Raw genomic sequence first — 26,727 nt, 5'->3', positions numbered from 1 at the left:
TCCAGGCGAACGCCACGAGTGCCGGTGACAGCCGGGCGGTGGGGTGATCACCGCCGACCGGACCACCGTCGAACGCGGAGGTGGTCGGCGGGGTCAGCGGCGCCGGAAGGTCAGTGGCGCTGGGCGCGGGCGGAGGCGTAGAGGCACACCGCGGCGGCGGTGCCGAGGTTGAGGCTCTCCGCGGCGCCGTACAGCGGCACCTTCACCACGTCGTCCACAGCGGACAGGATCTCGTCCGGCAGGCCGTGGGCCTCGCTGCCGAACACCCACGCCGTGGGGGCGCGCAGGGCGCCGGTGTCGATCGAGTCGTCGAGGTCCACCTCGGCGTGGCCGTCGGCGGCGACCAGGCGCAGACCGGCGGCCCGGCAGCGGGCGAACACGTCGGCGGTGTCGCGCGAGCGCGCCAGCGGGAGGTGGAACACGCTGCCGGTGGACGCCCGGACGCACTTGCCGTTGTGCGGGTCGACGGTGTCCCCGGCGAACAGCACGGCGTTGGCCCCGGCGGCGTCGGCCACCCGGGTCACCGTCCCGGCGTTGCCCGGGTCGGCGACGCCCACCAGCACGGCGACCAGCACGGGGTCGCCGGAGAGGGCGTCGGCCACGGGGGTGTCGAGCAGGTCGCAGACGGCGAGGATGCCCTGCGGGGTGATCGTCTCCGACAGGCCGGACGCGGCCTTGTCGGTCACCAGGGAGATCGGCAGGCGCAGTTCGTCGGCGCGCTGCAGGATCTCGGTGTTGCGGGCGGCCCCGGCCTCGGTGGCGAAGACCTCGTGGACGGTCCCGTAGGCCAGCGCCTCGCGCACGGCCTGGGCGCCCTCGGCCAGGAAGCGGCCCGCCTTCTCCCGGCCCGCCCGCCTGGTCAGGGCACGAGCGGCAGCGACCCGGGGCGTCCGCTCGGTGAACGGATCAGCCCCGGGTCGCGGGAAGCGCGTGCTCAGGAAGCGGCCTTGCCCTGGGTGCCCGCGTTGGCGCGGGCCAGTTCGACCAGCGCGGTGAACGCGGTCGGGTCGCTCACCGCGAGCTCGGCGAGGATCTTGCGGTCGACCTCGACACCGCCGACCCGCAGGCCCTCGATGAAGCGGTTGTAGCTCATGCCGTTCTGGCGCGCGGCTGCGTTGATCCGCTGGATCCACAGCTTGCGGAAGTCACCCTTGCGGGCGCGGCGGTCCCGGTAGGCGTAGTTGAGCGAGTGGAGCACCTGCTCCTTGGCCTTGCGGTAGAGCCGCGAGCGCTGGCCGCGGTAGCCGCTGGCGAGCTCGAGGGTCGTGCGGCGCTTCTTTTGGGCGTTCACTGCCCGCTTGACGCGTGCCACGGGTCCGTCCTGTCGATCTAGTGGGCCATGGTGCGGCCCTGGTGGTCAGTAGGGGGAGGGGTGCCTCAGCGGCCGAGCAGGCGCTTCAGGCGGGCGACGTCCGGCTTGGCGACCTCGGCGGTGCCGGAGAGCCTGCGGGTCAGCGTCGTCGGCTTCTTCTCCAGCTTGTGGCGGAGGCCCGCCTGCTGGCGGCGAAGCTTGCCCTTCCCGGTGACCCGGATGCGCTTGGAGGTCCCGGAGTGGGTCTTCATCTTCGGCATGGTGTTCAGATCCTCGTCATCGAGCCGCCCCGGACGGGTGGTGCTTCGCCGGGGCGGCAGGCGTGGTGTGGTTCGACTGGGGAACCCCGGTCCGGTCACTCCGCGGTGTTGTTCTCCGCGGTCGTGCCCTCCGCAGTCGTGCTCTCCGCAGTGGTGCTCTCCGGGGCGGCGTTCTCCGGGGTTGTGCTCTCCGGGGCTGTGTTCTCTGGAGAACCCCCGCTGGGCTCATCGGAGTCCGAGGTCACCTTCGGCTTGGGCTTCAGGTTCTTGTGCGGTGCCAACACCATGATCATGTTGCGGCCGTCCTGCTTGGCGGACGACTCCACGAAGCCCAGCTCCTCCACGTCCTCGGCGAGGCGCTGCAGCAGCCGGAACCCCAGCTCGGGGCGGGACTGCTCGCGACCGCGGAACATGATGGTGACCTTGACCTTGTTCCCGTGCTCGAGGAAGCGCACGACGTTGCGCTTCTTGGTCTCGTAGTCGTGGGAGTCGATCTTCGGCCGGAGCTTCTGCTCCTTGATGACGGTGAGCACCTGGTTGCGCCGGGACTCGCGGGCCTTCTGCGCGCTCTCGTACTTGAACTTCCCGAAGTCCATGAGCTTGCAGACGGGCGGGCGGGCCTGGGGAGCGACCTCGACGAGATCAAGATCCGCTTCCAGGGCCAGGCGCAGCGCGTCCTCGATGCGGACGATGCCGACCTGCTCGCCGTTCGGCCCGACGAGTCGGACCTCCGGCACCCGGATGCGGTCGTTGATGCGTGTCTCCGTGCTGATGGGGCCTCCTCGGTCGAAAATGCCTGGTCGTACTGCGTGCCGACCCTGGTGGGTCGGCCCGTGCGCGGCGCGTGAGGTCCCCTACAACAGCGATGGGCCCCGCCGCCGTGTCCGGCGTGGGGCCCGCTTCCTACCGATCCCCGACGTCGAGAGCAGTCGGGTACACCATGACCCCGCGAAGGATCGTGGCAACCGGACCCGGCCTCCTGGTTCGGTGGCTCGGGTGGGAGCGGGGGCTCCACTTTGCCGCCCCCGCGCAAACGGGGGCTGGTCGCACGTGCAAGGGTAGCAGACCGTGAGCGAAGCATCTGCCACCCCCGGTGACACCCAGTCCAACGCCCGCGAGCTGGCCGACATTCCCAGCGTCGAGGTCATCAGCCGATCGGCGCTGATGCTGATGTCGGCCGCCGCGGAGCGGCTCGGGCTGGCCGACGCCGACCCGGACACCAGCCCGCACCGCGACCTCGACGAGGCCCGGCGGCTGATCACCGCCCTGGCCGGGCTGGTCACCGCCTCCGCCGAGTACCTCGGCCCGCACGCCGCCCCGATCCGCGACGGCCTGCAGGGGCTCCAGAAGGCCTTCCGCGAGGGCTCGGCGTTCCCCGACGCCCCCGGTCAGGGGCCGGGCGAGAAGTTCACCGGGCCGGTGTACTGAGCCGGTACCAGACCTCCGGCCGCCCGACCGCCCCGTACTGCGGCTTGCGCACGGCCAGCGCGTTGTCCGCCAGGTACTCCAGGTAGCGGCGGGCGGTGACCCGCGACGCCCCGACCCTCTCCGCCGCCGCGGCGGCGGAGAGGCCCTCGGGGGCGGCGCGCAGGGCGGCCAGGACCGCGTCCAGCGTCTCGCCGCTCATGCCCTTGGGCAGGGTCAGGTTCTCCGAGCCGCGCAGCGACCCGAACACCCCGTCCACCTCGGCCTGGCCCGCGGCTTCGCCGTCCTGGGCCCGGAAGCGGGCGTAGGCGGTCAGCTTGTCGCGCAGGGTGGCGAAGGTGAACGGCTTGAGCAGGTACTGCACCACGCCCAGCGACACCGCGGTCCGCACCACGGTCAGGTCGCGGGCGGAGGTCACGGTGATCACGTCCGCCGGGTGCCCCACGCCGCGCATGGCCCGCACCACGTCGAGGCCGTGCGCGTCGGGCAGGTACAGGTCCAGCAGCACCAGGTCGATCGCGGTGGACTCCAGCGCGCGCAGCGCGTCCCGGCCGGAGTGGGTCACCCCGACCACGCGGAAGCCGGGCACCCGGTCGACGTAGAGGCGGTGCGCGTCGGCCGCGACCGGGTTGTCCTCCACCACCAGCACGTCGATCACGAGCGCCCCCGCAGCGGCAGCCGCACGGTGAACACCGCACCACCGCGGCCCACCTCGCCCACCTCATCGATCCCACCCACCCCGTCCGCCTCACCCAACCCACCGGCCCGGCCGACCTCGATCGTCCCGCCCGCCCGCCGCACCGCCTGCCCGACCAGCGCCAGGCCGAGGCCGCGGCCGTCCGCGCCCGCCTTGGTGGAGTAGCCGCGGCGGAAGGCGCTGGGCACGTCCGGCAGGCCCGGCCCGGAGTCGGCGACGCGGAGCACCAACTCGTCCGGGGTGGTGCGGGCGGAGACGTGCACGGTGGGCCTGGCCGCGGCGGCGCCCTCCACGGCGGCGTCGACGGCGTTGTCGATCAGGTTGCCCAGGATGGTCACCAGGTCGCGCGGGGTGGGCGGCTCGTCGGTCCCGGCGCCGAGGGCGCTGTCGGCGATCTCGGTGTCCGGGGAGACGACCAGCTCGACGCCGCGCTCGCTGGCCTCGGCGGCCTTGCCCAGCAGCAGCGCGGCCAGCACCGGCTCGGCGACCGCGGCCACCACCCGGTCGGTCAGCCGCTGGGCGATGGCCAGCTCGCCGGTGGCGAACTCGACGGCCTCGGCGCCGCGGCCGAGTTCGACCAGCGACACCACCGTGTGCAGCCGGTTCGCCGCCTCGTGCGCCTGCGAGCGCAGCGACTCGGCGAAGCCGCGCACGGAGTCCAGCTCCCCGGTCAGGGCCTGCAGGTCGGTGCGGTCGCGGATGGTCACCACGCTGCCCAGGTCGCGGCCGGAGAAGCGCACGGCGGAGGAGTTGACCACCAGCACCCGGGTGTCGGTCAGGTGCAGCTCGTCGCGCATCTCGGTGGCCGCCAGCAGCCGGGCGGTCAGCGCGTCCGGCAGGCCCAGCTCGTCGACCCGCCTGCCCTCGGCGTCGGCGGGCAGGTCGAGCAGGGCGCGCACGCCGTCGTTGCACAGGGTCACCCGGTGGTCCGGGCCGACGAGGACCAGGCCCTCGCGGACCGAGTGCAGGATCGCCTCGTGGTACTCGATCACCTGGCCGAGCCGGGCGGGGGCCAGTCCCCCGGTCTGCCTGCGCAGCCGCCTGCTCACCAGGTAGGTGCCGACGGCGCCCGCGAGCAACCCCACCGCGGCGACACCGAGCAGTGGCAGCACCCGGCCCGCCACCTGGGCGCTGATCGCCTCCAGCGTGATCCCGGCGCTGACCAGGGCGATCACCCGGCGGTCGGCGTCGAACACCGGCACCACCGCGCGGACCGACGGGCCGAGGGTGCCGGTGTAGGTCTCGGTGAAGGCACGGCCCGCGAGCGCCTCACCGGTGTTGCCGAGGAACCGCTTGCCGATCTCGGCGGGGTTGGGGTGGGTGAAGCGGACGCCGTCGGTGCCCATGATGGTCACGAAGTCGACGTCGGTGTCGGCCAGCACCGCCTGCGCGTAGGGCTGCAACACCGCGGTCGGGTCGGGTGAGCGCACGGCCTGCGCCACCGACGGCGCGTCGGCGACGGCCCTGGCCAGGGCCACCACGGTGGTCGCGCTGGACTCGCGGGCCCGGTCGGCCACGTCCGCCCAGGCCAGCGCCGCGCCCCCGGCGACCAGCACCCCGACGATCACCACCTGGAGCACCAGCAACTGCCGGGCCAGGCTCCACTGCTTGCGCCCGCTCATGCCCGACAGCATCCACCGCCCCCGGGCGGGGCGAAACGTCGGCGACCCGTGAACGCAATGAACACAATGGTGACCTGGACCACAAAGCAGGGGACTCTCGGCCCGATCCCCCGGGCCGCCCGCCGCGGCCCGACTCCCCAGGAGGCACCCGTGTCGACCACCACCAGCGCGTCACCGCCGCAGCGCCGGGACAAGACGCACTACCTGTACATCGCCGTGATCGTCGCCGTCGTGCTCGGCATCGCCGTCGGCTTCCTCTTCCCGGACCTCGGCAAGGCGCTCAAGCCGGTGGGCACCGGGTTCGTCAACCTGATCAAGATGATGATCAGCCCGATCATCTTCTGCACGATCGTGCTCGGCGTCGGCTCGGTGGCCAAGGCCAAGGCCGTCGGCAAGGTGGGCGGGCTGGCGCTGGTCTACTTCCTGGCGATGTCGACGGTGGCGCTGGCCATCGGCCTGGTCGTCGGCAACTTCCTGCACCCCGGCGACGGCCTGCAACTCACCGAGGCGGTCGCGGCCAAGGGCGAGGCCCAGGTCGGCGAGGCGGCGAGCACCACCCAGTTCCTGCTGGGCATCATCCCGACCACGCTGGTCTCGGCGTTCACCGAGGGCGAGGTGCTGCAAACCCTGCTGGTGGCGCTGCTGGTGGGCTTCGCGCTGCAGGTCATGGGGCGCACCGGGGAGCCGGTGCTGCGCGGCATCGGGCACATCCAGAAGCTGGTCTTCAAGATCCTGTCGATGATCATGTGGGTGGCCCCGGTCGGCGCGTTCGGCGCGATGGCGGCGGTGGTCGGCGAGACCGGGTTGACGGCGCTCAAGAGCCTCGCGGTCATCATGCTCGGCTTCTACCTGACCTGCCTGCTGTTCGTGACGGTCGTCCTCGGCGGCCTGCTGTGGCTGGTGACCCGGATCAACCTGTTCAAGCTGCTGGCCTACCTGGGCCGGGAGTTCCTGCTGATCCTGTCCACGTCGTCCTCGGAGGTGGCGCTGCCGCGGCTGATCGCCAAGATGGAGCACCTGGGCGTCAGCAAGCCGGTCGTGGGCATCACCGTGCCGACGGGCTACTCGTTCAACCTCGACGGCACCGCCATCTACCTGACGATGGCCACCCTGTTCGTGGCCAACGCGACCGGAGCCCCGCTGTCGGTCGGCGAGCAGATCTCGCTGATGGTCTTCATGATCATCGCCTCCAAGGGCGCCGCGGGCGTCACCGGCGCGGGCCTGGCCACCCTCGCGGGCGGCCTGCAGTCCCACCGCCCCGACCTGGTCGACGGCGTGGGCCTGATCGTCGGCATCGACCGCTTCATGTCCGAGGCGCGGGCGCTGACCAACTTCGCGGGCAACGCCGTCGCCACGGTCCTGCTGGGCACCTGGACCAAGGAGTTCGACCACGAGCAGGCCAACCGCGTCCTGACCGGCCAGTCCCCCTTCGACGAGACCACCATGACCGACGACGGCCACGGCCCCGCCGCCGACGCACCCGACCACCGGGACCCGACCCCCGAGAAGGTCACCGCATCGCAGTAGCCGCCGCGGTCGTTGGACCGAACGAACCGCCCGAGTCCGATGCCCCCGGACCCGGGCGGTTCGGTCGTCCAGCCCGACAACCGCACCCGTGCGCGGCCTACTCGAACCGGCTCACATCCCCAGCCCCCACCCGGACGACCTCGGCGACGTCGTCGGAAAAATCGATCACGGTGGTCGGCACCGTCCCGCACTCCCCCGAGTCGATCACCGCGTCGACGACGTGGTCGAGCTCCTCCTTGATCTCCCACCCCTGCACCATCGGCTCCGCCTCACCGGGGATGAGCAGCGTGGTCGACAGCAACGGCTCCCCCAGCTCGGCCAGGATCGCCTGCGTCACCACGTGGTCGGGAATCCGCGCCCCCACGGTCTTCTTCTTCGGGTGCATCAACCGCCGCGGCACCTCCTTGGTGGCGGGCAGGATGAAGGTGTAGCTCCCCGGCGTGGCGGCCTTCACGGCGCGGAACACGGCGTTGCCGACGTGCACGAACTGCCCGAGCTGGGCGAAGTCCCGGCACATCAGGGTGAAGTGGTGGTTCTCGTCCAACTTGCGGATCTGCCGGATCCGCTCGATGGCGTCCCGGTTGCCCAGCGCACAGCCGAGGGCGTAGCAGGAGTCGGTGGGGTAGGCGATGAGTCCACCCTGGTTCAGCAGGTCCACGACCTGGCCGATCGCTCGGCGCTGCGGGTTGTCGGGGTGGATGTCGAAGTACTTCGCCATGGGTGGAGTGTGCCGCTCCCCGGCCCGGTGCGCACATCTGGGGTGCGGCCGTGGAGCACCACCGCCCTCAGCGCTTGCGGGGGCGCCCGGGTTTTCGGCCGGAGCGGCGCATGGGGCGCAGGACGAGCTTCTCCGGCGGCGGCTCGGGCAGGAGTCGGGCCAGGCGGTCCCCGATCAGGAACCCGAGACCGAGACCGACAGCGGGAATGCCCATCAGCAGCACGAACACCAGCGCCGCGTCCTGGCGGAACGGGAAGTCCGCGGTGGTGACCCGCGTGGCCGGGCTGCCTCGGCTGCGCTTGTCGTTGCGCAGGTGGACCTCAACCGTGGTCCCGCTGACGTCCCGCACCGACTCCAGCCGCTTCACGACCGCCTCTTGGCTGCCTTCCCACCGCACCCGCGCCTGACAGCTCGTGGTCAACCAGAGGTCGAGTGCGCTCTTCGAACACGAAGAGACTTCCGCGGTCCCGGTGCGGTCGATCCGCAACGGGTTCGTGGTCAGGCCCATCCGGTGCTGCACGGCAAGGGTGACCCAGATGGCGGCGAACACGCCGAGGACGCCCACTGCGATGGCCGGTCCGATGCGCGTCCGGCGTTCGACTCCCACGTCACTCGTCCGGGTTCAGGGCATCGTTGATGGACTTCGCGCCTTCTTTGGCGACTTTCGTACCGGTGTGGTCGAGGGCTCGACCGAGGCCCGACTCGGCATTCCGCTCGACACGGTCCGCGTACGACTTGAGCTTTCCCGACTGCGGGGCCAACGCGTCGAGGGTGCCCGCGGTTTCCCTGATCGCCCTGTTGGCTTCCCTGCCCAGTTCGGTCGACTTCCGACCCAGGGCCTTCGCCGCGTCAGCCGACTTGTCGCCGAGGACGCGGTACTTGGACACGAACTGCTGGATCGTCTGCAGCAGCTTGCCGAGCCGCTTCTGGAGCTTGGCGGCCAGTTGGGCCGCGTCGGCTACGACACTGGCCACGAAGATACCCACGGACGCGCCGAAGGTGAACCACGAGGGCGAGTAGGGCCCGGGTGATCACATCGCTGATGAACGTCGCGATCAGGTCGAAGACGATCGCCCGCTCGGTCCCCACCACGACATCCGCGATCTTCACCCCCTCGGCGGCGTCCCCCGCCTGTCCGGCGATCTGCCCGAGGGCCGCGATGTAGCCGCGGTACCCGGCCGCCGCGTCGCCACCCCAGCTCTCGGTGAGGGGCATGGCCGTCGACGTTCGAGGTCGTCGTAGTCGGTGATGTTCCTGCTGATCCCCTCGGACAGCGCGGACGCCAGATCGGCCGCGCTGCGCAACAGCTCGTCGGCATCTCCCTGGAAGGCCTGCAACGCCGGGATCACCAGGGGTGAGCACAGCAGGCCGTAGGCGGCGACACCGCCGAGTCCGACCTGGCTGCCCGCCGCACCGGCCTCGCGGATCCCGTCGGCGACACCCACGACTTTGCCCGCGTGCGCGGCCAGGGAAGTCGGATCTCCGATTTCGTACCCCGGTGCCGTCACCTCCGGCCGCCGAACCCGCGGAAACCGCCGTCGTCGTCGTTCTCCGTTCCCGGGTGCCCGCCTGCCCCGCCTCCGGGTTCCGGCTCGACGGGCATGGCCCGGCGAACGAGGTCGAGGGCTTCGGACTCCCGGCCGACCGGGTCAGCCATGATCTCCATGGTCCGGGTGGCCGCCTGCCGCGCGGCCTGGTTGTAGGCGGTCATGATCAACACCGCAAGTTGCCGGTGCCCCATCCGGTCCGCGTCCGGCGACAACGACAGCGCCGTCATCCCCCCGCCGGGGTTGACGGTGATCGAGACCACCCGGTCCGAGCTGGTCACCGCGGCGGTGTTCTCCGCCAGCCGCACCTGCGCGTCCTGCGCCTCGGCCAGCATGGCCGCGGTGCGCCGGTCCTGCTCGGCCAACCACTCGTGCGGATCCCGAACACGTTCACCTGACGTCACTGACGCATCCCCCTGAACACGCGATTCGTTCGGCGTGGAGGTATAGGCCAACCGCCGTTCCCAGGGGGAATCGGAGAAACCGGCAACTTCCTCGTGTTCGCCGTGCCGGTTCACGTGGACGAGCAGGTCCTGCGCTCCACGGGGATCCGGAACCTGCCTGCAACCCGAAACCCGCCCCGGAGGGCGACGGTGCTGTGGCCCGGTGTGACCGAGGCGGTGTCCTATGGCGACTCCGCGTCCTGCGCGGTTAGGGTCGACCGCGCGGACGCCCTGAGCACGACCGACTTCTGCTCACCCGACACGCCTTTCCGGACCCACCAGCACCAGGAGCTGCGCGGATCCCGGCGGGCGGCACGGGTGTCCGACGCGAAACCGATTGATGGAGGCACCACGATGACTTCGACCCACGGGCGGCTGCGGCGGACACCGGACTCGGTCGACGGCGGGGACGTGTCGCTGCCCGCCGCTCTGGCCAGGTGGGCTCGTACGCAGGGGGACAAGCGGGCGGTGGCCTTCGTGGACCACCGGGCCGACCCCGACGGGGAGGTCACCGAGCTGACCTGGCGGGAGCTGGACGCCCGGGTGGACGCGGTGGCGGCGTGGTGCCAGAAGCGGGCTGCCCGGGGCGCGCGGGCGGCCGTGCTGGTGGAGCAGGGAACCGACTACGTGGTGGCCTTCCTGGGGGTGTTGCGGGCGGGGCTGGTGGCGGTGCCGCTGTTCGAGCCGAACCCGCTGCCCGGTCACACCGACCGGCTGGCCGCGGTGCTGGCCGACTGCGCCCCTGAGCTGGTGCTGACCACCAGTGCGCACGCGGCGGCCGTGGAGTCGTTCCTGCGTGAGCGGGAGCTGGCGGGGCCGGAGCTGGGCTCGGTGGACGTGGTGGCGACGAGCGGGACCGGGGCAGGCGCCGAGCCGGTGGACCTGCGGTCCGAGGACGTGGCATATCTCCAGTACACGTCCGGTTCGACCCGGACCCCGGCCGGGGTGGTGATCACCCACGGCAACGTGGTGGCCAACGCCGCCCAGGGCTACGAGGCCTACGAGTGCGAGCAGGGCGAGACGACCTCGGTGTGCTGGCTGCCGCTGTTCCACGACATGGGGCTGGTCGTCGGGCTCGCCACGCCGGTGCTCGGTGGGTTCACCGCGCTGCTGATGGACCCGATCTCCTTCGTGCTCCGCCCGCAGCGCTGGTTGGAGGAGATCGCCGGGGTGGAGGGGCCGGTGGTCTCGGCGGCCCCGAACTTCGCCTACGGCTACGTCGCCTCGCGGATGACCGCTGAGGAGCGCGCCGGGCTGCGCCTCGACCACGTCGTGTCCCTAGGGGACGGGTCCGAGCCGGTGATGTCCAAGACGCTGGACACCTTCTACGCCACCTTCGCCGACAACGGGCTGGACCGGCGCGTGCACCGGCACACCTACGGCCTGGCCGAGGCCGTCGTCATGGTCGCCGTCTCCCCCGCGGGGCGCGCGCCGCGCGAGGTCACCCTCGACCGGGTCAGCCTGGCCGCGGGGCGCGCGGTCCACGCCGAGCAGGGCACCACGCTGGTCTCGGCCGGGCAGGGGGCGGGCGGGCAGCTCGTCCGCATCGCCGACCCGGCCACCGGGGTCGCCCTGCCCGAGGGGCACGTCGGCGAGATCTGGTCCAGTGGCCCCAACGTCGGTCTGGGTTACTGGGGCAAGGACGACTCGCACGAGGTCTTCGAGGCCACCCTGACCGACGCCGACGGCACCGTGGTCGACCCCGGCTGGGGTCGGGCGGGCTGGCTGCGCACCGGCGACCTCGGGGTCCTGCTCGACGGCGACCTGTTCATCGCCGGGCGCATCAAGGACCTGATCATCGTCGACGGCACCAACCACTACCCCCAGGACATCGAGTACACCGCCGAGCACGCCCACCCGGCCATCCGCCGCCACACCGTGGGCGCGTTCTCCGTCCCCGGTGAGACCGGCGAACTGGCCGTCGTGGTCGCCGAGCGGGCCAAGCAGGTCACCGCCGAAGACCTCGACCACGCCGAGGTGGCCGCCGCGGTCAAGGCCGCGGTCTCCGCGGCGCACGCCCTGGCGATCCACGACGTGGTGATCCTGGGGCCGGGTGAGGTGCCGCGCACCTCCAGCGGCAAGATCCAGCGCTCCGCCTGCCGCACCCGCTACGCCGAGGGGACGCTGCGCGCGGGGAGCTGAGGCGACGACCGGCGGCGGTGTGCTCCCCGCCCACCGCCGCCGGTCCTCACCAGACCGGGTGGATGAGCCTGCGGGGCAGTGGGACGCGGGCGTGCCTGAGCCTGGCCACCAGCGAGCGGTCGTTGCCGTGGCCGTAGCTGATGGGTTGCAGGTCGGGGCTCACCGCGCGGACCACCCGGAACGGGCCGGTGGCCACGTCGGCGCTGGTGACGTCGACCAGGGCCACCCGGATGTCCTTGTTCGCCAGGGTGGTGGCGAGGTCGTCGCGGGTGGTGGGGGCGGCGGGTTCGGGGAGGGCTTCGAGGGTCGTGGTGCCGCCGCAGCGGAGGCGGTCGAAGGCGGCGATGCGCTCGACCGGGAAGTAGTAGGCGGCGTGGTCGAGCACCTCGCGGACACCCCTGGGGCGGCCGGGGACCGGGTGGTGGCCCTCGCGCAGGACGCGGGCGAGGTGGGGGGCGGTCTGGGCGAGTTCGAGGACGGCGTGGCGGATGGCGGTGCGGGGGCTGCGGTCGGTGCCCAGGCCGAGGCTGACCCCGGGCCAGCGGCGGCCGTCGCCGATGGCGATGGCGACCGCCGTGGTGCCGTAGGTGGAGGTGGGCAGCAGGTAGACCTCCACCGAGGGGCCCATGCCCTGCAGCGCGTCGAGGGTGGCGCGCAGGTCCGGGTCGAGGGTGTCGTCCAGGTCGACGAAGCGGCCCCGGGCGCCGGTGAGCCAGGCGGCCATCATCGCGTCGCGCTCGACCAGTTCCAGGGTGGCCCGGGTGGCGGCGGAGTCGGCGTCGGTGCCCGCGGCCAGGCCGTTGGAGGTGCCCTGGCAGATGAGGTGTTCCGGGAGGACGGTCAGCGCCAGGTAGGCGAAGACGGCGGGCACCCACACCGGGGCGCCGGTGGTGAGCCAGGTGCCGCGCACCCACGGGTGGTCGACGCGGCGGTCGAACGGGACGTGGCCGAAGCCGGGGGTGGCGTACTGCTCCGGTTCGTAGAGCGGGAACTCGCGCGGGTCGAGCACTTCCCCGTCCAGGTCGGCCGGGCGGGCCCACACCAGCCGGTCCGGGTCGGGCAGGGAGGCCGAGTAGCGCTCGACGGCCTCGCCGACGGCGGAGACCAGGGCGGCGCGGCGGGTGGGGCCGTTGCCCCAACCCGCGGGCGTGGCCCGGGGGGTGCCGTCGGCGTCGAGCAGGTGCGGTGGGGCGGCTGTCGCCACGAACGGCAGGCCGGGGCCGGGGCCCAGGGGGCGGCGCAGGGACAGCCACGGGATGACGCCGGTCAGCGGGTCGACCCAGCCCGCCAGCGCCTCCAGCAGTTCCGCCGGGTCGTCGCCCGGGGGGAGGCCGACGGTGCCGATGCCGTCGGCGCCGCCGCAGACGCCGCAGGCCGGGAGGGGGATCACCCGGTGCCACAGCGGGTCGGCGCCGTCGACCAGTTCGGCCAGGTGGTCGACGAGGTCGGTGGCGCCGTCGAGCAGGGCGGCGACCAGGCACACGACCCGGTCGGGCACCGTGCCCAGCGGCGCCGGGAGCGCGCGCCCCGAGCGGTCCCGGGTGGCCGCGGCGGCGGCGAGCCTGCGGGCCCGGGCGCAGCAGGGGCCACCGGGGCGGCCGGGGACGGCCAGTGGGCCCACCAGCGCGGTGCCGCCGTCGAGTTCCACGGTCAGCGCGCGCAACCGGTTGGCCCGCGCCCACCGCGGGAATTCGACGTCGACCTGGACGTCACCGCCGACGGCCACCGCCAGCCGGGCCGCGGGCGGGACCGGGGCGGCCCGGTCCAGCACGACCCGGTCGCCGAACTCGGCGCGCAGCCTGCGCAGCAGCAGCGCGCGGGTGCCGGGGACGGTCTCGTCCACGGCGGCCTCCTGGTCCAGGACTCCCTCAGCGCGCACGCACCGTCCCCTTGCTCCCGGCCCGGCCCCGGGTTCGGTCGGACACCAACCGGAAGTCGGCGGAGTCGGTGATCCCCCGGAGGACCTCGCAGGTGGACAGTCGCTCGTCGTCGTCGCCGAGCAGCGCCAGCCTGGCGGCGGTGAGCCGCGCGTGCGGGAGGACCCGCGCTTCGAGTTCCCGGATGTCGGGCATGGTGACCTCCTCGCGGGTGACGGGGTCGGGTGACCGCGTCTACGAGGTAGGAGCAAGCATCGGACACCGGGATACACATGTCCAGATCCCGCGGGCAACCATCACCGGCTGTGAGCCGGGGACGGCGTACGGGTGCGCACCGTGCCCGTTCGGGCGGGAACGGGCACGGTGCGCGGCCCGATCGCTCAGAGGACCTTGCCCAGGAACTGCCCGGTGTAGCTCTCCGCGACCTGCACCACGTCCTCCGGTGTGCCCTCGGCGACGACCGTCCCGCCGCCGGAACCACCCTCGGGACCCATGTCGACGATCCAGTCGGAGGTCTTGATGACGTCGAGGTTGTGCTCGATCACGATCACCGAGTTGCCCTTGTCGACCAGGCCGTTGATCACGCCCAGCAGCTTGCGGATGTCCTCGAAGTGCAGGCCTGTGGTGGGCTCGTCGAGGATGTAGACCGTGCGGCCGGTGGAGCGCTTCTGCAGCTCGCTGGCGAGCTTCACCCGCTGCGCCTCACCGCCGGACAGCGTCGGGGCGGGCTGGCCGAGGCGGACGTAGCCAAGGCCGACGTCGACCAGGGTCTGCAGGTGGCGGTGGATGGACTTGATCGGCTCGAAGAACTCCGCCGCCTCCTCGATGGGCATGTCCAGCACCTCGGCGATGGTCTTGCCCTTGTAGTGCACCTCCAGCGTCTCGCGGTTGTAGCGGGCGCCCTTGCAGACCTCGCAGGGCACGTAGACGTCGGGCAGGAAGTTCATCTCGATCTTGATGGTGCCGTCGCCCGCGCACGCCTCGCAGCGCCCGCCCTTGACGTTGAAGGAGAAGCGGCCCGGCTGGTAGCCGCGCACCTTCGCCTCGGTGGTGGAGGCGAACAGCTTGCGCATGTGGTCGAACACGCCGGTGTAGGTGGCGGCGTTGGACCGCGGCGTGCGCCCGATCGGGGACTGGTCGACCTGCACGAGCTTGTCCAGGTGTTGCAGGCCGTTGATCCGGGTGTGCCGCCCGGGCACCTGGCGGGCGCCGTTGAGCTTGTTCGCCAGGACGGTGGCCAGGATGTCGTTGACCAGGGTCGACTTGCCGGAGCCGGAGACGCCGGTGACCGACACCAGGCAGCCCAGCGGGAACGACACGTCGATGCCGCGCAGGTTGTGCTCGCGGGCGCCGACGACGGTCAACTGCCGCTTCTTGTCGACCGGCCTGCGGATCTCCGGCACGTCGATCTTGCTGCGGCCCGCCAGGTACGCGCCGGTGAGCGACTCCTTGTTGCGCAGCAGGTTCTTGAAGGTGCCGCTGTGCACGACCTTGCCGCCGTGCTCGCCCGCGCCCGGTCCGATGTCGACGATCCAGTCCGAGGTGCGGATGGTGTCCTCGTCGTGCTCGACGACGATCAGCGTGTTGCCCAGGTCGCGCAGCCGGGTCAGGGTCTCGATGAGCCGGTGGTTGTCGCGCTGGTGCAGGCCGATCGACGGCTCGTCGAGGACGTAGAGCACGCCGACGAGACCGGAGCCGATCTGGGTGGCCAGCCGGATGCGCTGCGCCTCGCCGCCGGACAGGGTGCCGGAGGCGCGGTCGAGGGACAGGTAGTCCAGGCCGACGTCGAGCAGGAACCGCAGCCGGGCCTGGATCTCCTTGAGCACCGCGCCCGCAATCATCGACTCGCGCTTGCCCAGGGTCAGCGCGTCGAGGAACGCCGAGCACTCCCCGATCGACATGGCCGACACCTCGGCGATGGACCGGTCGCCCTGGGCGTGTTGGAGGGTGACCGCCAGGATCTCCGGCTTGAGCCGGGTGCCCTGGCAGGCCGGGCAGGGCACCTCCCGCATGTAGCCCTCGTACTTCTCCCGCTGCGACTCGGAGTCGGTCTGCTCCTGGCGGCGCTCCAGGAACGGGATCACGCCCTCGAACGCGGCGTAGTACGAGCGCTGGCGGCCGTAGCGGTTCTTGTAGCGGATGTGGACCTGCTCGTCGACGCCGTGCAGCACCGCCTTCTGCACCTTCGCGGGCAGCCGCCGCCACGGGGTGTCCATCCGGAACCCGAGGGCCTCCGACAGCGAGGTGAGCAGCCGGGTGAAGTACTCCGCGGTCTGCCCGCCCGCCCACGGGGCGATCGCGCCGTCGAGCAGCGACAGCTCGTCGTCGGGGACGACCAGCTCCGGGTCGACCTCCTTGCGGATGCCCAGGCCCGTGCACACGGTGCAGGCGCCGTAGGGGGAGTTGAAGGAGAACGACCTCGGTTCGAGGTCCTCCAGGCCCAGCGGGTGCCCGTTCGGGCAGGCCAGGTTCTCGGAGAAGCCGCGGCGGCGGCCCGGGTCCTTCTCGTCGAGGTCGACGAAGTCCAGCTCCACCAGGCCGTCGGCCAGGCGCAGCGCGGTCTCCACCGAGTCGGTGAGGCGCTGCTTGGAGCTCGACTTCACCGCCAACCGGTCGACGATGACGGCGATGTCGTGCTTCTCCTGCTTCTTCAGCTTCGGCGGGTCGGCCAGCGAGTGCGCGACGCCGTCGACCAGGGCGCGGGAGTAGCCCTGCGCCTGCAACGAGGAGAACAGGTCGACGTACTCGCCCTTGCGGCTGCGGATGACCGGCGCGAGCACCTGGAAGCGCAGGCCGCCCTCCATCGCCAGCACCTGGTCGACGATCTGCTGCGGGGTCTGCTTGCTGATCGCCTCACCGCAGGTCGGGCAGTGCGGCTTGCCCGCGCGGGCGTAGAGCAGCCGCAGGTAGTCGTAGACCTCGGTGATGGTGCCGACCGTGGACCGCGGGTTGCGGCTGGTCGACTTCTGGTCGATCGACACCGCGGGCGAGAGGCCCTCGATGAAGTCGACGTCCGGCTTGTCCATCTGGCCGAGGAACTGCCTGGCGTAGGCCGACAGCGATTCGACGTAGCGCCGCTGCCCCTCGGCGAAGATGGTATCGAAGGCCAGGCTCGACTTGCCGGAGCCGGACAGCCCGGTGAAGACGATGAGGCTGTCGCGGGGCAGGTCGATGTCCACGCCGCGCAGGTTGTGCTCCCGGGCGCCGCGAACGACGAGGCGGTCGGCCACTGAGGTCCCTTCGGTAGAAACTGCTGGTCGAGCTGCCGGTGGGTGGCGTGCGGACCCTGGTCGAGGGCGCGCGGGAGTGCGGGTGGCACCCACTTCGGTGGCAGGCGGTCATGCTAGGACGGGGCACCGACAATTCTCGCCGACCGCTTCCCGGCCCGCATTCCACCCCGGGTCTACCCGCCGGTAACACAACGGCGCCTACCCTGGTGGTGGTGACGGGCGCGGCGCCGCGTCCGCACGACTGGCAGCCGGGGGTCTGGATGAGCGCAGCGAGCACGTCGGCCGGTTCAGCGGTGGACCGGGGCGGTCCGCCGGACCAGCGTACGCCCGACCACCCGACGGCGGCCGAGCGCGCCGCGTCGGCGCACGAGCTGCTCCGGCAGGCCTGGGCGGTGCTGCGCGAGCGGGTCGCCGGGCTCGACGAGGACGCGTTCCGGGCGCCGAGCCTGCTGCCGGGGTGGAGCAGGGCGCACCTGGTGAGCCACCTCGCGCGCAGCGCCGACGCCCTGGTGAACCTGCTCACCTGGGCCAGGACCGGCATCGAGCACCCCGCCTACCCCAGCCGGGCCGACCGCGACGCCGACATCGAGGCGGGCGCCGACCGGCTCGGGCAGGTCATCCGCGAGGACCTCGGCGCCGCGTGCGACCGCTTCCACGTCGCGGTCGAGGGCCTGGCCGACGACCAGTGGTCGGCCACGGTCGCGCACTACACCGGCCGCGCGTTCCCTGCGGAGCAGGTCGTGGAGATGGCCCTGTTCGAGGCGTGGAACCACCTGGTCGACCTGGACGTGGGCGTGGGGTACGCCGACGTGCCGGACGCGGCGCTGGAGCGGCTGCTCGACCACGCCGTCCGCCCGCACCTGGCGCGGTCGGACGGCGAACCGGTGGTGCTGGTGGCCGAGCTGGCGAGCGGGGTTCAGCGCCGCTGGGAGCTGGCCATCGCGGCGGCCCCGGGGTCCGAGGAGCTGCGCGGTTCGGGCACCGCGGTACTGGCCTGGCTGACCAGGGGCGACGCGTCCGGCATCAGCGGGGAGCCGCCGGAACCCGCCGCCTGGGGCTGAGGCACCTGGGGCAGTTCGCGCAGCGCCTCGGCCGCCGCCAGCGCGGTGGCCTTGGCCGCGGCCCAGCGCCGCGGCCAGACCGTCGTCAGCCAGCGGTGCGCGGGCGCCTCGACCAGCCGGGTCATCGCCCAACCGGCCACCACGGCCATCGCGGTGCACAGGACCAGCCTGCCCCAGGCGCCGACCCCGGCGTCGAGCAGGAACCGGGCGAGCACGAAGCCCAGTTCCTGGTGCACCAGGTAGACGCCGAAGGAGATGCCGCCGAGCCAGCGGATCGGCCCGGCGAGCGAGCGCAGCACCGGCAGGTCCCAGTCCGGCCCGCCCGCGGCGGCCACGATGCCGAGCAGGATGACGCCGAAGGCGATCGTCGACGGGGTGTCGGCGAAGTAGGCGTGCGCGTCCTGGGCGACCAGCGCGGCCAGCAGGTAGAGGGCCAGGTGCGTGCCGGAGAACCGGCCCCTGGTCCACAGCCAGATCGCCGTGCCGACGCCGAAGAGCGCCACCCGGTGCAGCGCGAGGCCGTCGAACGCCGAGATGACCCACTGCTGGGCACCGTCGCCGCGCCACAGGAACCGGATCACCAGCGGGGCCACCACCAGGGTCCACAGCAGCACCGGAAGCTTCGCGCCGCGCCCCCAGCCGCGCGGCCACAGCAGCGCCGCCACGAAGAAGGCCATCACCTGCACCGGCAGCGTCCAGTAGGAGGCGTCGACCCAGTGGAACCGCGGGGACCACGCCTGCACCAGGAACAGGTTCGCCAGCAGGTCGGTCGGGGTGGGCAGGTACCAGCCGAACAGCGGCGCGACCGCCCGGGACACGGCGTAGGTCAGCACGACCGCCACCAGGTACGCGGGCAGCAGCCGGGCCAGCCGGTTCCACAGCCAGGTGCCGGTGTTGCCGCGCCGCACGGTCACGCAGACGAAGTACGCGGAGATCACCAGCAGGGTGCTCGCGCCGAATTGCAGCGGGAGCACAAACGGGTAGGGGCCCAGTTCGGCGTGGTTGATCGGCGACTGGTGCGTGATGTGCTGGATGACGACCGAGTAGACGGCCAGCACCCGGATCACGTCCCAGCTGATCTTGCGCGGGGACCGCTTCTGGTTCGCTGTCTCAGTGGTGTCCACGTGCTCACAGGTGCTCGGCGACGGGGGCTTGGTTAGCAGGTCACGCGTCGGTAACAGGGTACGTTCCCCGGATACACGGATCTGAAACGGGTACCCGGCCCGACTGTGCGCTAGCGTCGGTCGGCGTGGACTTCCTCGACGACTACACCGGCCACGTCGACCCCGGTGGACCGGCAGCCCGGCGCACCCTCGGCACCCTGGAGGTGACGAAGGTCTCGGTGGGTCCGATGGACAACAACGCCTACCTGCTGACCTGCCCCGCCACCCGCGAGGCACTGCTCGTGGACGCCGCCAACGACCCGGACCGGCTCTCGGACCTGATCGGCTCCGGGCCCGACCGCCCCACCCTGCGCACCATCGTCACCACCCACCAGCACGGCGACCACTGGCAGGCCCTCGGCGCCATCGCGGGCAAGTTCGGCGCCGAAACCATCGCCCACAACGACGACGCGGGCCCCCTCCCGGTCCCCCCGGACCGCCTCGTCATCAACGGCGACAAGATCCGGGTGGGCGAGGTCGAGCTGGAGGTCATCCACCTGCGCGGCCACACCCCCGGCTCCATCGCCCTGCTCTACCGCGACCCACAGGGCACCCCCCACCTGTGGACGGGCGACTCCCTGTTCCCGGGCGGCGTCGGCAAGACCACCCTCCCGGAGGACTTCGAGTCCCTCATCAACGACGTCGAACACCGCCTCTTCGACACCCTCCCGGACGACACCTGGTTCTACCCCGGCCACGGCGACGACGGCACGCTGGGCAACGAGCGCCCCAAGCTCCACATGTGGCGCGAGCGCGGCTGGTAGGTGAGTGCTGAGTGCTTCGGCAGGTGGGCGGGCGTCCCTTGCCGGAGCACTCAGATCGCGATCACCACGAGCATGCCGCCCAGACCGGCGAAGTCAGCGGCATTGCGCATGTGGAGCGGGAGGTCACGGATCTCCACCCGATCGGTCGCTGTCGAGGGCACCTCGCTCTCGGACGATGGAGTCATGACCATCCGGCCGCTGGCGGCGCTGAAGAGCAAGGTGGGGGAACTCGAGGCGATCGGCCACCTACCTGCCGGGGACTCGCCCCGGGCGCGGGTCCTGCTCGAACTGACGGACAGGGTGCGGGTGACCGACCGGGCGAAGGTGTTCCCCGCGCTGGTCGAGGCAGCGGCGTCGATGGCGGCGGCCGGGGAGCCACTGTGGGTCGATGGCCACCTGGTGGGGGCGGACGGCCCGTTGGCCCGGCAACCGGGTGGCGTCCTCCAATTCCTGGACCGCGAGGTGGAAGACCGGCTGGGACTGTGGGGGGAGGACCGCCCCGCGCTGATCCCCGTCGTGCGAGACCATGCGTCCCCCGAGGAACTGCGCACCGTGGCACTCCTGCGTGAACACCGCTCCCGCGACGTGGTTGTCCGGATCGGCCAGAACGCGCCGATCGCCGAGCTGGCGGGCAGGCTGCGGGACATCACCCGACGTATCGGGGACCAATCCGGTGCCCTGCACGCGGTGATCGACCTGGGTTTCCTCGATCCGCCGAGCCGTGAGCGGGTCGATCGGGTGGCGGGGTTGGCCGAGTGGCTGGTCGCGCGGTTCGGGCCGGGGTCGACCACCCTGCTCGCGGGTTCGATCCCGGCCAGCCGGTCGGGCTACGCGACCACGGTCCGCGAGCGGCCGGAAGCTGCGCTCTGGCAGGTGGTCAACGACCGGGTGGAGATCGGCTACGGCGACTACGGCGTCGCGCACCCCGTGGCGCAGCCGCTGAGCGGGTCGGTGGCCACGATCCCGAACCCATACCTCTTCTACACCGTTCCCGGGCGGACACTCGCATTGCGCCGACAGGTGCCCAAGGCGGACCGGTTGTCGCAGTCGAACGCGCTGGGGCGGGCGTTCACCGACATCGCCGAGGAACTGGTCAGCCGCTCGGACTTCGCCGGGTCGCACTACTCCTGGGGTGACGAGCAGCTCGACCGCTGCCGCACGTCGGATGGGCGGGGGTTCGGCAGCGCCACGCGGTGGGTTGAGATCGCCACGTCCCACCACCTCGCACACCTGGCCCGGCGTTCGGCGGACTGGTGATCGGGCGACACCCCGGACAAGATTCCTGTCCGCTGTCGCCTGGCGCGGCTGCCCATCCGGGCATGTCACTACCGGAACAGCGCACGGCCATGCGTCTGACCGATACGCGCTAGGTTGATTACCCAGGGTCACAGACGGGGGGTGCGGCGTGCCGGGTGCGGTGGAGTTGGTCGCCGGGGTGCCCGGGTTGGATGCCGGGCGGCGGCGGGTGCTGGCGGCGCTGGTGGAGCACACCGCGACCGGGGGCGGGTTGTTCGTCCGGGTGGGGCGGGCGGTGGGTGAGCCGGACGCATTCCAGGTCAGCCGTGGTGGGGTGCGCGCGGTGGTGGTCGACGACCTGGCGCCGGGTGCCGAGGTCGGGCGGGCGCTGGTGCGCCACGCCGAGGAGCACTGTGCCGGGCTGCGCGGGCCGGGTGGGCGGGAGTTGCCGTCGACGGCGGTCGGGGTGGTGTGGGTGCGGCCCGGGGCCGATCCCACCTGGAGTCGGGACGACCGGCTCTACCAGGCGGTGAACGAGACCGGGTTGGCCGCGTTCACCAGCGGTGAGGCCCGGCACCTCAGCGCGTCCGCGGCGAACCGGATGGCGGGTGAGTTGGCCAAGCGGTTGCGCGCCTACCGGCGGTTGTCCGTCGAGCCCACCCCGCCCGCCCCGGAGCAGGGGGAGCTGCTCGACGGCGGCGCGGTGGTGTCGGACGTGGTGGATGCCGCGCGGGATCGGCCGTTCGAGAGCTGGTTGACGTTCCTGCACCCCTCCCAGCGCAGGCTGGTGACCCGCCGCTACAGCGGTCCGGCGCGGATCAGTGGGCCCGCCGGGACGGGCAAGACCGTGGTGGCGCTGCACCGGTTGCGCCACCTCGCCCGCAGGCACAGCGGGCCGTTGCTGTTCACCACGTTCGTGCGCACCCTGCCGGAGGTGCACGCGCGCGCCTTCCACACGCTGGCACCGGAACTCGACGGCCGGGTGGAGTTCACCAACCTGCACGCCTGGGCGGTGGAGTTCCTGCGCGCCCGGGGCACCGCCGTGCTGCTCCAGGGCAAGCTGGTCGACGCGGCATTCGCCCAGGCGTGGCTGCGGGAGCGGGTGCACCTCGAACCGGTCGAGCCCACCTCCGGCTACTGGCGCGACGAGTTGACGCAGGTGATCGGCGGGCGCGGGGTGGGCACCTTCGAGGAGTACCTGGCGGTGCCCAGGCGCGGGCGCCGCCTCCGCCTGACCGTGTCCCAGCGCGAGGCGGTCTGGCGCCTGCACGACCGCTACCGCGACGAGCTGGCCCGCCGGGGCGCCTGCGACTTCACCGACGTGATCACCCTGGCGGACCGCGAGGTCCGGCGCCGCCCACCGGAGCGCCCCTACGCCGCCGTGGTGGTCGACGAGGTGCAGGACCTCCCCCTGGTCGGCCTCCGCCTGCTGCACCGCCTGGCGGGCAACGGCCCCGACCGCCTGCTGCTGGTCGGCGACGGCCAGCAGCAGGTCTACCCCGGCGGCTGGCGGCTGTCGGAGGCGGGCATCCCCATCCTCGGCCGCGGCGAGGTGCTGCGCGTGAACTACCGCAACCGCACGGAGATCCTCGACTTCGCCCGCCGCATCGAGGCCACCGACACCATCGACGACCTCGACGGCGGCGCGGGCGTGGCCCTCCGCGACGCCGAGGCCGCCCACTCCCCCGGCGGGACGGTCACCACCTGGCGCGGCACCGACGCGGAACTGCCCGCGGCGCTCGTGGGCGCGGTGCGGGCGCTGCGGGTGGACCCGGACCGCACCGCCGTGATCGCCTTCGGCCGGGGGGCGGTGGCCCGCTGCCGCGCGGTCCTGGAGAGGGCGGGCATCGCGGTCACCCCGCTGGAGCGCTACACCGGCGAACCGGACGGCGCGGTGAAGGTGGGAACCGTGCTGCGCGCCAAGGGTTTGGACTTCCAAGCGGTCCTGGTGGTCAACACCGGCGAACCCCCGGACCGCGACGACGAGGGCGGTCGACTGAGCGAGCGGCGGAAGCTGGTCGCCGCCACCAGGGCCCGCGACCACCTGTGGTGGGCCACGGTCACCCCGAACACCTGACCCCGACGAGGACGAGCAGCTCCGACACGCGCGGCTTGCCCCCGAAACCAAGATCATGTCTGATTGCCCGATGGCCACCACCCGCATCCCGTTCCCCTCGGCGCGTCCGGTCTACCACGCCGTTGAACGCTGGCGGGACCACTGCCTCCTGGCCGACGGCACCCTCTTCCCCGAAACCGGCCTCTTCGCCGACGACGACATCGCCACCCTCGCCAACGGTGAGGCCCTGATCGGCGACTACGTCGAGCAACCGGACACCGGTCGGGGGGACTTCCTCACCAAGCTGCACGGCCAGCTCGCCGAATCCCCCTCCGGCACCGTCCGCCTCGCCGCCGAGCTGCTCTACGTGCACCTGCTCATCGCCAGGAGCAGCGCCGTGGGCGGGCAGCGCAAGCTGGAGCTGGTCAACTCGGTGCTGCACATGGCCGGTTTCACCGCGAAGATCCCCAAGGACCTGGCCGCGGCCCTGGACTCCGGTCTGATCAACCCCGGGCAGGGGTTCAACTCGCTGCGCTGGCGCCAGTTCGCCTACCTCGTCGAGGTGTTCACCGCGATCAAGCGCCTGCCCCGCGCCGAGCGGACCGCGACGCTCACCGACCCGGACGCCTTCGTCGCGTTCCTCGACGGCATCGACGACCAGAGCGCGTGGATCCAGCGGTACTCCCTGGAGCACCTGCTCTTCCCCGACACCTTCCAGCCGGTGGTCAGCCGCGATCACCGGCGGGCGATCCTGCAGCGCTGGCCGACGACCGGCGGCAGTGAGTCCCGCAGGCTGGCCGCCGTCAGCGACAGCCTGGCGCCGAACACCGTCTGGGCCGACCAGGGGTTCGTCAACCTCTACCGCGCACCCCACGTCTGGGAGTGGGGGGCGATCGGCGAACGGTGGAGGACGCTGTCGGCTTGGGCGGGCAGGCTGCTGGAAACGCCCGTTGTCGAGGCGGAACGCGCCGACAAGGTTGCGGCCGCCGCTGCGCTGCGGCAGGTCCGGGAGGGCATCGCGCAGGGGTCGACGACCTGGCTCGACGACCTGCGCAAGGCGTTCAAGCAGGCGAACGTGGTCGGCTGGCGCGACAGCGACACCTTCCTCGCCTGGTTGGCGGACGAGTCGCCCCAGGTGCTCCAGGAGCTGTGGACCGACCCCGGCCCGGAGTCGATCGACCGGTTCCGCGCCCGGGTGCCGAAGGCCGCGGCGGCGACCACCGGCGCGTTCCTCAGCATCGCGGCGTTCCTGCTGTCCGCGGTGGACGTGACCGGGTTCCCGCCGTGGCGGGCGATGGCGGTGTCGAGCGCCCTGACCCGCGTCGGCGCGGCCAAGCCGGAGCCGTCGGCCACCGACGGGGAGCGCTACCTGGTCTTCCTGGTTTTCCTGGACCAGGTGCGGGATCTGCTGGCCCGGTCGGGGAAGCCGCTGGCGGACCGGCTCGACGCGCAGGGCCTGGTGTGGGCGCTGGTGAACCACAACCCGCCCGCCGACTGGTCGCACACCCTGGCGGAGGGGTTCCTCGCCTGGCGCGATGGCAAGAAGACCGCCGTCGACCCGACGCAGGAGGAGATCCTGGTCGTCCCCCGGACGACGGTCGACGCGGTCACGGTCGCGGTCGAACCGGAGCACGACCTGGCCGATCTCGCTGCCGAGCTGTACCTGGACCAGGAATTCCTGGACGAGATCAACGTCCTGCTGAAGGACCGCGGGCAGGTCGTCTTCCAGGGGCCTCCGGGCACCGGGAAGACCTATGTGGCGAGGGAACTGGCCAAGTGGTTCACCGGGTCGCCGGATCGCGTCCACCTCGTCCAGTTCCACGCGTCCTACTCCTACGAGGACTTCGTCGAGGGCTACCGGCCCCGGGAGTCCGGCGGGTTCGTGCGGGTCGAGGGGCCGCTGCTGCGGCTGGCCGAGCAGGCGCGCGCGCACCAGGACGAGCGCTTCGTCCTGATCGTCGACGAGCTGAACCGGGCGAACGTGGCGCGGGTGTTCGGGGAGCTGTACTTCCTGCTGGAGTACCGGAAGGAACCGGCCAGGCTGCTCTACGGCGACACCGACTTCACCCTCCCGCCGAACCTGTACATCATCGCCACGATGAACACCGCGGACCGGTCGGTTGCGCTGCTCGACAGCGCCCTGCGCAGGCGCTTCTACTTCGTGGACTTCCTGCCGACCACGGCTCCGGTGTCCGGCGTGCTGCGCCGGTACCTGGCTGATCACCACCCGCAACTGGGGTGGGTGGCGGAGGTGGTGGACCAGGCCAACAAGCAACTCGACGACCCCGCGGTGGCGATCGGGCCCAGCCACTTCCTGCGGCCCGACCTGTCCGAGCAGTGGGTGCGGCGGGCGTGGAAGCACGCGGTGCTGCCGGTGCTGGCCGAGCACTTCCACGGGATGCCGGGGCGGCTGGCGGAGTTCGACCTGGACCGGTTGCGGGAGGAGGTGGACCCGGCCGGTGCGGACGCTGTCGCTGCGGGAGCGCAAGAGGACTGACCTCGACCTGACCGACGCCGAGATCGCTGTGCTGCGCGAGCGGTTCGGCTGCACGGTGGAGCGAGTGGCCGGGCGCTACCGGGTGACCCCCGGTGACAAGGTCGGGAGCTGGACCGGCGGCGGGCTGCACGTCGTCGTGCGGCCCAAGCTGGCGATCGCCCGGGTGCTGACCATGCTGGACTACACCGCGCGCGGCGGCCCGGCCGGGGACGAGCTGTCCGGGCTGGCCGAGCACGACCTGACCTCCGGCGTGGCCGCCCTCTACGCCCGGCTGTGCCACCGGGCCACCCGGCGCGGGGTCCTCTCGGGCTACCGGGAGGCGACCGACACCCTGCACACCGTGCGCGGCCGGGTGGACTTCGCCGCGCAGGTGCGGCGGGCCGCCCCCGGGCTGCCGCTGGCGGTCGACTACCAGGAGTTCGACACCGACGTACCGGAGAACCGGCTGCTGGTCGCCGGGTTGGAGGTGCTGCGGGCGGCGCCGGTCCACGTCCCCGAGGTGCGGCGGGACCTGCACGGCCTGCGGCTGCGGCTGGCCGACGTGCCGCCCGCGGCGGAGCTGTCACCGATCCGGTGGACGCGGCTCAACGAGCACTACCGGCCCGCGGTGGAACTGGCGCGGCTGCTGGTGGCGCACCGGTCGGTGGACCTGCGGCACGGGGGCACCGCCGCGCCCGCGTTCGTGCTGGACATGGGGAAGGTGTTCGAGGACTTCGTCCGGTGCGCGGTCCGGGTTTCCCTCGGCGTGGCGCCGGAAGACTTCCCCGACGGGGAGGACGGACCGCAGCAGACGCTCGACCAGGCCGGGAAGGTGGTGCTGAAGCCGGACCTGGGCCTCGTCGGGGGCGGCGGGCGCGAGTTCGTCGGAGAGGTCAAGTACAAGCGGGACACCGGCGCGGGTAAGGCGGACGACCGGTACCAACTGCTGGCCTACGCGGTGGCCACCGGTTTGCCGGAGGCGACACTGGTCTACGCGTGGGGGCCGCAGGACGTGGTGGAGCACCGGGTGCGCGGCCTGGACGTGACGCTGCACCTGCGGCACCTCGACCTGTCCGTGCCGGAGGCCGAGCTGTTCGCGCGCATCGACGCGCTCGCCGAGCACGTGCGCGGGTGTCGGCGGCGGGCAGGCGCACGATCGCGGGCATGAGGT

At 72.3% G+C, this 26,727-nt stretch carries 22 protein-coding genes and 2 pseudogenes; 9 read left to right on the top strand and 15 right to left on the bottom strand.

The window, feature by feature from the left end:
* Window positions 1-110: 110 nt before the first annotated feature.
* From L6E12_RS21845 to infC, 4 genes and pseudogenes are all read right to left on the bottom strand, one after another.
* A complete protein-coding gene (locus L6E12_RS21845) occupies window positions 111-938 on the bottom strand; it encodes an RNA methyltransferase (protein WP_236229857.1) in 828 nt (275 codons plus the stop codon).
* Window positions 935-1,312 carry a 50S ribosomal protein L20 gene (rplT, locus tag L6E12_RS21840; RefSeq protein WP_035285123.1) on the bottom strand — a complete coding sequence of 126 codons (378 nt, stop codon included), beginning with the start codon at window positions 1,310-1,312 and terminating at the stop codon, window positions 935-937. Before rplT ends, L6E12_RS21845 begins: the two co-directional genes overlap by 4 nt.
* Window positions 1,313-1,377: 65 nt before the next feature.
* Window positions 1,378-1,572 carry a 50S ribosomal protein L35 gene (gene rpmI / locus L6E12_RS21835; protein WP_035285120.1) on the bottom strand — a complete coding sequence of 65 codons (195 nt, stop codon included), beginning with the start codon at window positions 1,570-1,572 and terminating at the stop codon, window positions 1,378-1,380.
* A 230-nt stretch (window positions 1,573-1,802) separates the two neighbouring features.
* Window positions 1,803-2,366 (bottom strand): annotated as a pseudogene (gene infC / locus L6E12_RS21830) (translation initiation factor IF-3); the annotation flags it as partial.
* Window positions 2,367-2,640: 274 nt separating this feature from the next.
* Between infC and L6E12_RS21825 the strand changes: the two are divergent.
* Window positions 2,641-3,000, top strand: coding sequence for a DUF1844 domain-containing protein (locus tag L6E12_RS21825; RefSeq protein WP_236229784.1), 360 nt, complete (start codon window positions 2,641-2,643; stop codon window positions 2,998-3,000).
* Here L6E12_RS21825 and L6E12_RS21820 read toward each other — a convergent pair.
* Window positions 2,981-3,655 (bottom strand): response regulator, encoded by a 675-nt coding sequence (locus L6E12_RS21820; protein ID WP_236229783.1) that lies wholly within the window; start codon window positions 3,653-3,655, stop codon window positions 2,981-2,983. The genes L6E12_RS21825 and L6E12_RS21820 overlap by 20 nt on opposite strands.
* Window positions 3,652-5,316, bottom strand: coding sequence for a sensor histidine kinase (locus tag L6E12_RS21815; RefSeq protein WP_236229782.1), 1,665 nt, complete (start codon window positions 5,314-5,316; stop codon window positions 3,652-3,654). Before L6E12_RS21815 ends, L6E12_RS21820 begins: the two co-directional genes overlap by 4 nt.
* A 150-nt stretch (window positions 5,317-5,466) precedes the next feature.
* On the opposite strand from L6E12_RS21815, the gene L6E12_RS21810 reads away from it, so the two are divergent.
* On the top strand, window positions 5,467-6,843 hold the full coding sequence (locus tag L6E12_RS21810; protein ID WP_236229781.1) for a cation:dicarboxylate symporter family transporter: 1,377 nt from the start codon (window positions 5,467-5,469) through the stop codon (window positions 6,841-6,843).
* A 97-nt stretch (window positions 6,844-6,940) separates the two neighbouring features.
* On the opposite strand, the gene L6E12_RS21805 is transcribed toward L6E12_RS21810, so the two are convergent.
* From L6E12_RS21805 to L6E12_RS21785, 5 genes are all read right to left on the bottom strand, one after another.
* Entirely contained in the window at window positions 6,941-7,561 is a 621-nt protein-coding gene (locus tag L6E12_RS21805; protein WP_035285113.1) for an L-threonylcarbamoyladenylate synthase, read from the bottom strand.
* A gap of 67 nt (window positions 7,562-7,628) precedes the next feature.
* The gene (locus L6E12_RS21800; RefSeq protein ID WP_236229780.1) at window positions 7,629-8,168 is read right to left on the bottom strand and encodes a hypothetical protein; all 540 of its coding nucleotides are present in this window, start codon (window positions 8,166-8,168) and stop codon (window positions 7,629-7,631) included.
* A 1-nt stretch (window position 8,169) separates the two neighbouring features.
* Window positions 8,170-8,535, bottom strand: a complete 366-nt coding sequence (locus tag L6E12_RS21795) for a hypothetical protein (protein ID WP_236229779.1) — start codon at window positions 8,533-8,535, stop codon at window positions 8,170-8,172.
* A gap of 132 nt (window positions 8,536-8,667) precedes the next feature.
* The gene (locus tag L6E12_RS21790; RefSeq protein ID WP_236229778.1) at window positions 8,668-9,069 is read right to left on the bottom strand and encodes a hypothetical protein; all 402 of its coding nucleotides are present in this window, start codon (window positions 9,067-9,069) and stop codon (window positions 8,668-8,670) included.
* Window positions 9,066-9,512 (bottom strand): YbaB/EbfC family nucleoid-associated protein, encoded by a 447-nt coding sequence (locus L6E12_RS21785; RefSeq protein ID WP_236229777.1) that lies wholly within the window; start codon window positions 9,510-9,512, stop codon window positions 9,066-9,068. Before L6E12_RS21785 ends, L6E12_RS21790 begins: the two co-directional genes overlap by 4 nt.
* Before the next feature lie 393 nt (window positions 9,513-9,905).
* Here L6E12_RS21785 and L6E12_RS21780 point away from each other — a divergent pair, with 393 nt between their 5' ends.
* Window positions 9,906-11,693, top strand: coding sequence for a fatty acyl-AMP ligase (locus tag L6E12_RS21780; RefSeq protein ID WP_236229776.1), 1,788 nt, complete (start codon window positions 9,906-9,908; stop codon window positions 11,691-11,693).
* A 46-nt stretch (window positions 11,694-11,739) separates the two neighbouring features.
* Here L6E12_RS21780 and L6E12_RS21775 read toward each other — a convergent pair whose 3' ends face one another.
* The 3 genes from L6E12_RS21775 to uvrA all read right to left on the bottom strand — a co-directional run bounded on the left by L6E12_RS21775 (window position 11,740) and on the right by uvrA (window position 16,800).
* Window positions 11,740-13,572, bottom strand: coding sequence for a YcaO-like family protein (locus L6E12_RS21775; protein WP_236229775.1), 1,833 nt, complete (start codon window positions 13,570-13,572; stop codon window positions 11,740-11,742).
* Window positions 13,562-13,765, bottom strand: a complete 204-nt coding sequence (locus tag L6E12_RS21770) for a hypothetical protein (protein WP_236229774.1) — start codon at window positions 13,763-13,765, stop codon at window positions 13,562-13,564. The genes L6E12_RS21775 and L6E12_RS21770 overlap by 11 nt, the downstream gene beginning before the upstream one ends.
* A gap of 185 nt (window positions 13,766-13,950) precedes the next feature.
* Window positions 13,951-16,800, bottom strand: a complete 2,850-nt coding sequence (uvrA, locus tag L6E12_RS21765) for an excinuclease ABC subunit UvrA (RefSeq protein WP_236229773.1) — start codon at window positions 16,798-16,800, stop codon at window positions 13,951-13,953.
* Window positions 16,801-16,910: 110 nt separating this feature from the next.
* Between uvrA and L6E12_RS21760 the strand changes: the two are divergent.
* Window positions 16,911-17,744 (top strand): annotated as a pseudogene (locus L6E12_RS21760) (maleylpyruvate isomerase N-terminal domain-containing protein); the annotation flags it as partial.
* On the opposite strand, the gene L6E12_RS21755 reads toward L6E12_RS21760, so the two are convergent.
* Complete coding sequence (locus tag L6E12_RS21755; protein WP_236229772.1) at window positions 17,717-18,985, bottom strand: acyltransferase; 1,269 nt, start codon at window positions 18,983-18,985, stop codon at window positions 17,717-17,719. The pseudogene L6E12_RS21760 and the gene L6E12_RS21755 overlap by 28 nt on opposite strands.
* Before the next feature lie 125 nt (window positions 18,986-19,110).
* Here L6E12_RS21755 and L6E12_RS21750 point away from each other — a divergent pair, with 125 nt between their 5' ends.
* The 5 genes from L6E12_RS21750 (at window position 19,111) to L6E12_RS21730 (ending at window position 26,724) form a co-directional block, all read left to right on the top strand.
* Window positions 19,111-19,788: an MBL fold metallo-hydrolase gene (locus L6E12_RS21750; RefSeq protein ID WP_236229771.1), complete on the top strand. Its 678-nt coding sequence runs from the start codon at window positions 19,111-19,113 to the stop codon at window positions 19,786-19,788.
* A 183-nt stretch (window positions 19,789-19,971) separates the two neighbouring features.
* Window positions 19,972-21,045 (top strand): beta family protein, encoded by a 1,074-nt coding sequence (locus tag L6E12_RS21745; RefSeq protein WP_236229770.1) that lies wholly within the window; start codon window positions 19,972-19,974, stop codon window positions 21,043-21,045.
* Window positions 21,046-21,193: 148 nt separating this feature from the next.
* Window positions 21,194-23,101 (top strand): UvrD-helicase domain-containing protein, encoded by a 1,908-nt coding sequence (locus L6E12_RS21740; protein WP_236229769.1) that lies wholly within the window; start codon window positions 21,194-21,196, stop codon window positions 23,099-23,101.
* Between the two features lie 70 nt (window positions 23,102-23,171).
* Window positions 23,172-25,577: an McrB family protein gene (locus L6E12_RS21735; RefSeq protein WP_236229768.1), complete on the top strand. Its 2,406-nt coding sequence runs from the start codon at window positions 23,172-23,174 to the stop codon at window positions 25,575-25,577.
* Window positions 25,540-26,724, top strand: coding sequence for an McrC family protein (locus L6E12_RS21730; RefSeq protein ID WP_236229767.1), 1,185 nt, complete (start codon window positions 25,540-25,542; stop codon window positions 26,722-26,724). The genes L6E12_RS21735 and L6E12_RS21730 overlap by 38 nt, the downstream gene beginning before the upstream one ends.
* The last annotated feature ends 3 nt before the right edge of the window (window positions 26,725-26,727 follow it).

This window comes from Actinokineospora sp. PR83, assembly GCF_021056305.1.
Taxonomy (GTDB): domain Bacteria; phylum Actinomycetota; class Actinomycetes; order Mycobacteriales; family Pseudonocardiaceae; genus Actinokineospora; species Actinokineospora spheciospongiae.
Note: the sequence above shows the minus strand (reverse complement) of the source record. Positions and strands in the feature narration are given on the sequence as shown.

What these genes read in the sequence shown, in the direction of transcription:
- rpmI (WP_035285120.1), bottom strand. Translation starts at nt 1,572, where the DNA reads ATGCCGAAGATGAAGACCCACTCCGGGACCTCCAAGCGCATCCGGGTC.
- L6E12_RS21815 (WP_236229782.1), bottom strand. Translation starts at nt 5,316, where the DNA reads ATGAGCGGGCGCAAGCAGTGGAGCCTGGCCCGGCAGTTGCTGGTGCTC.
- L6E12_RS21805 (WP_035285113.1), bottom strand. Translation starts at nt 7,561, where the DNA reads ATGGCGAAGTACTTCGACATCCACCCCGACAACCCGCAGCGCCGAGCG.
- L6E12_RS21780 (WP_236229776.1), top strand. Translation starts at nt 9,906, where the DNA reads ATGACTTCGACCCACGGGCGGCTGCGGCGGACACCGGACTCGGTCGAC.
- L6E12_RS21770 (WP_236229774.1), bottom strand. Translation starts at nt 13,765, where the DNA reads ATGCCCGACATCCGGGAACTCGAAGCGCGGGTCCTCCCGCACGCGCGG.
- L6E12_RS21745 (WP_236229770.1), top strand. Translation starts at nt 19,972, where the DNA reads ATGACCATCCGGCCGCTGGCGGCGCTGAAGAGCAAGGTGGGGGAACTC.
- L6E12_RS21735 (WP_236229768.1), top strand. Translation starts at nt 23,172, where the DNA reads ATGGCCACCACCCGCATCCCGTTCCCCTCGGCGCGTCCGGTCTACCAC.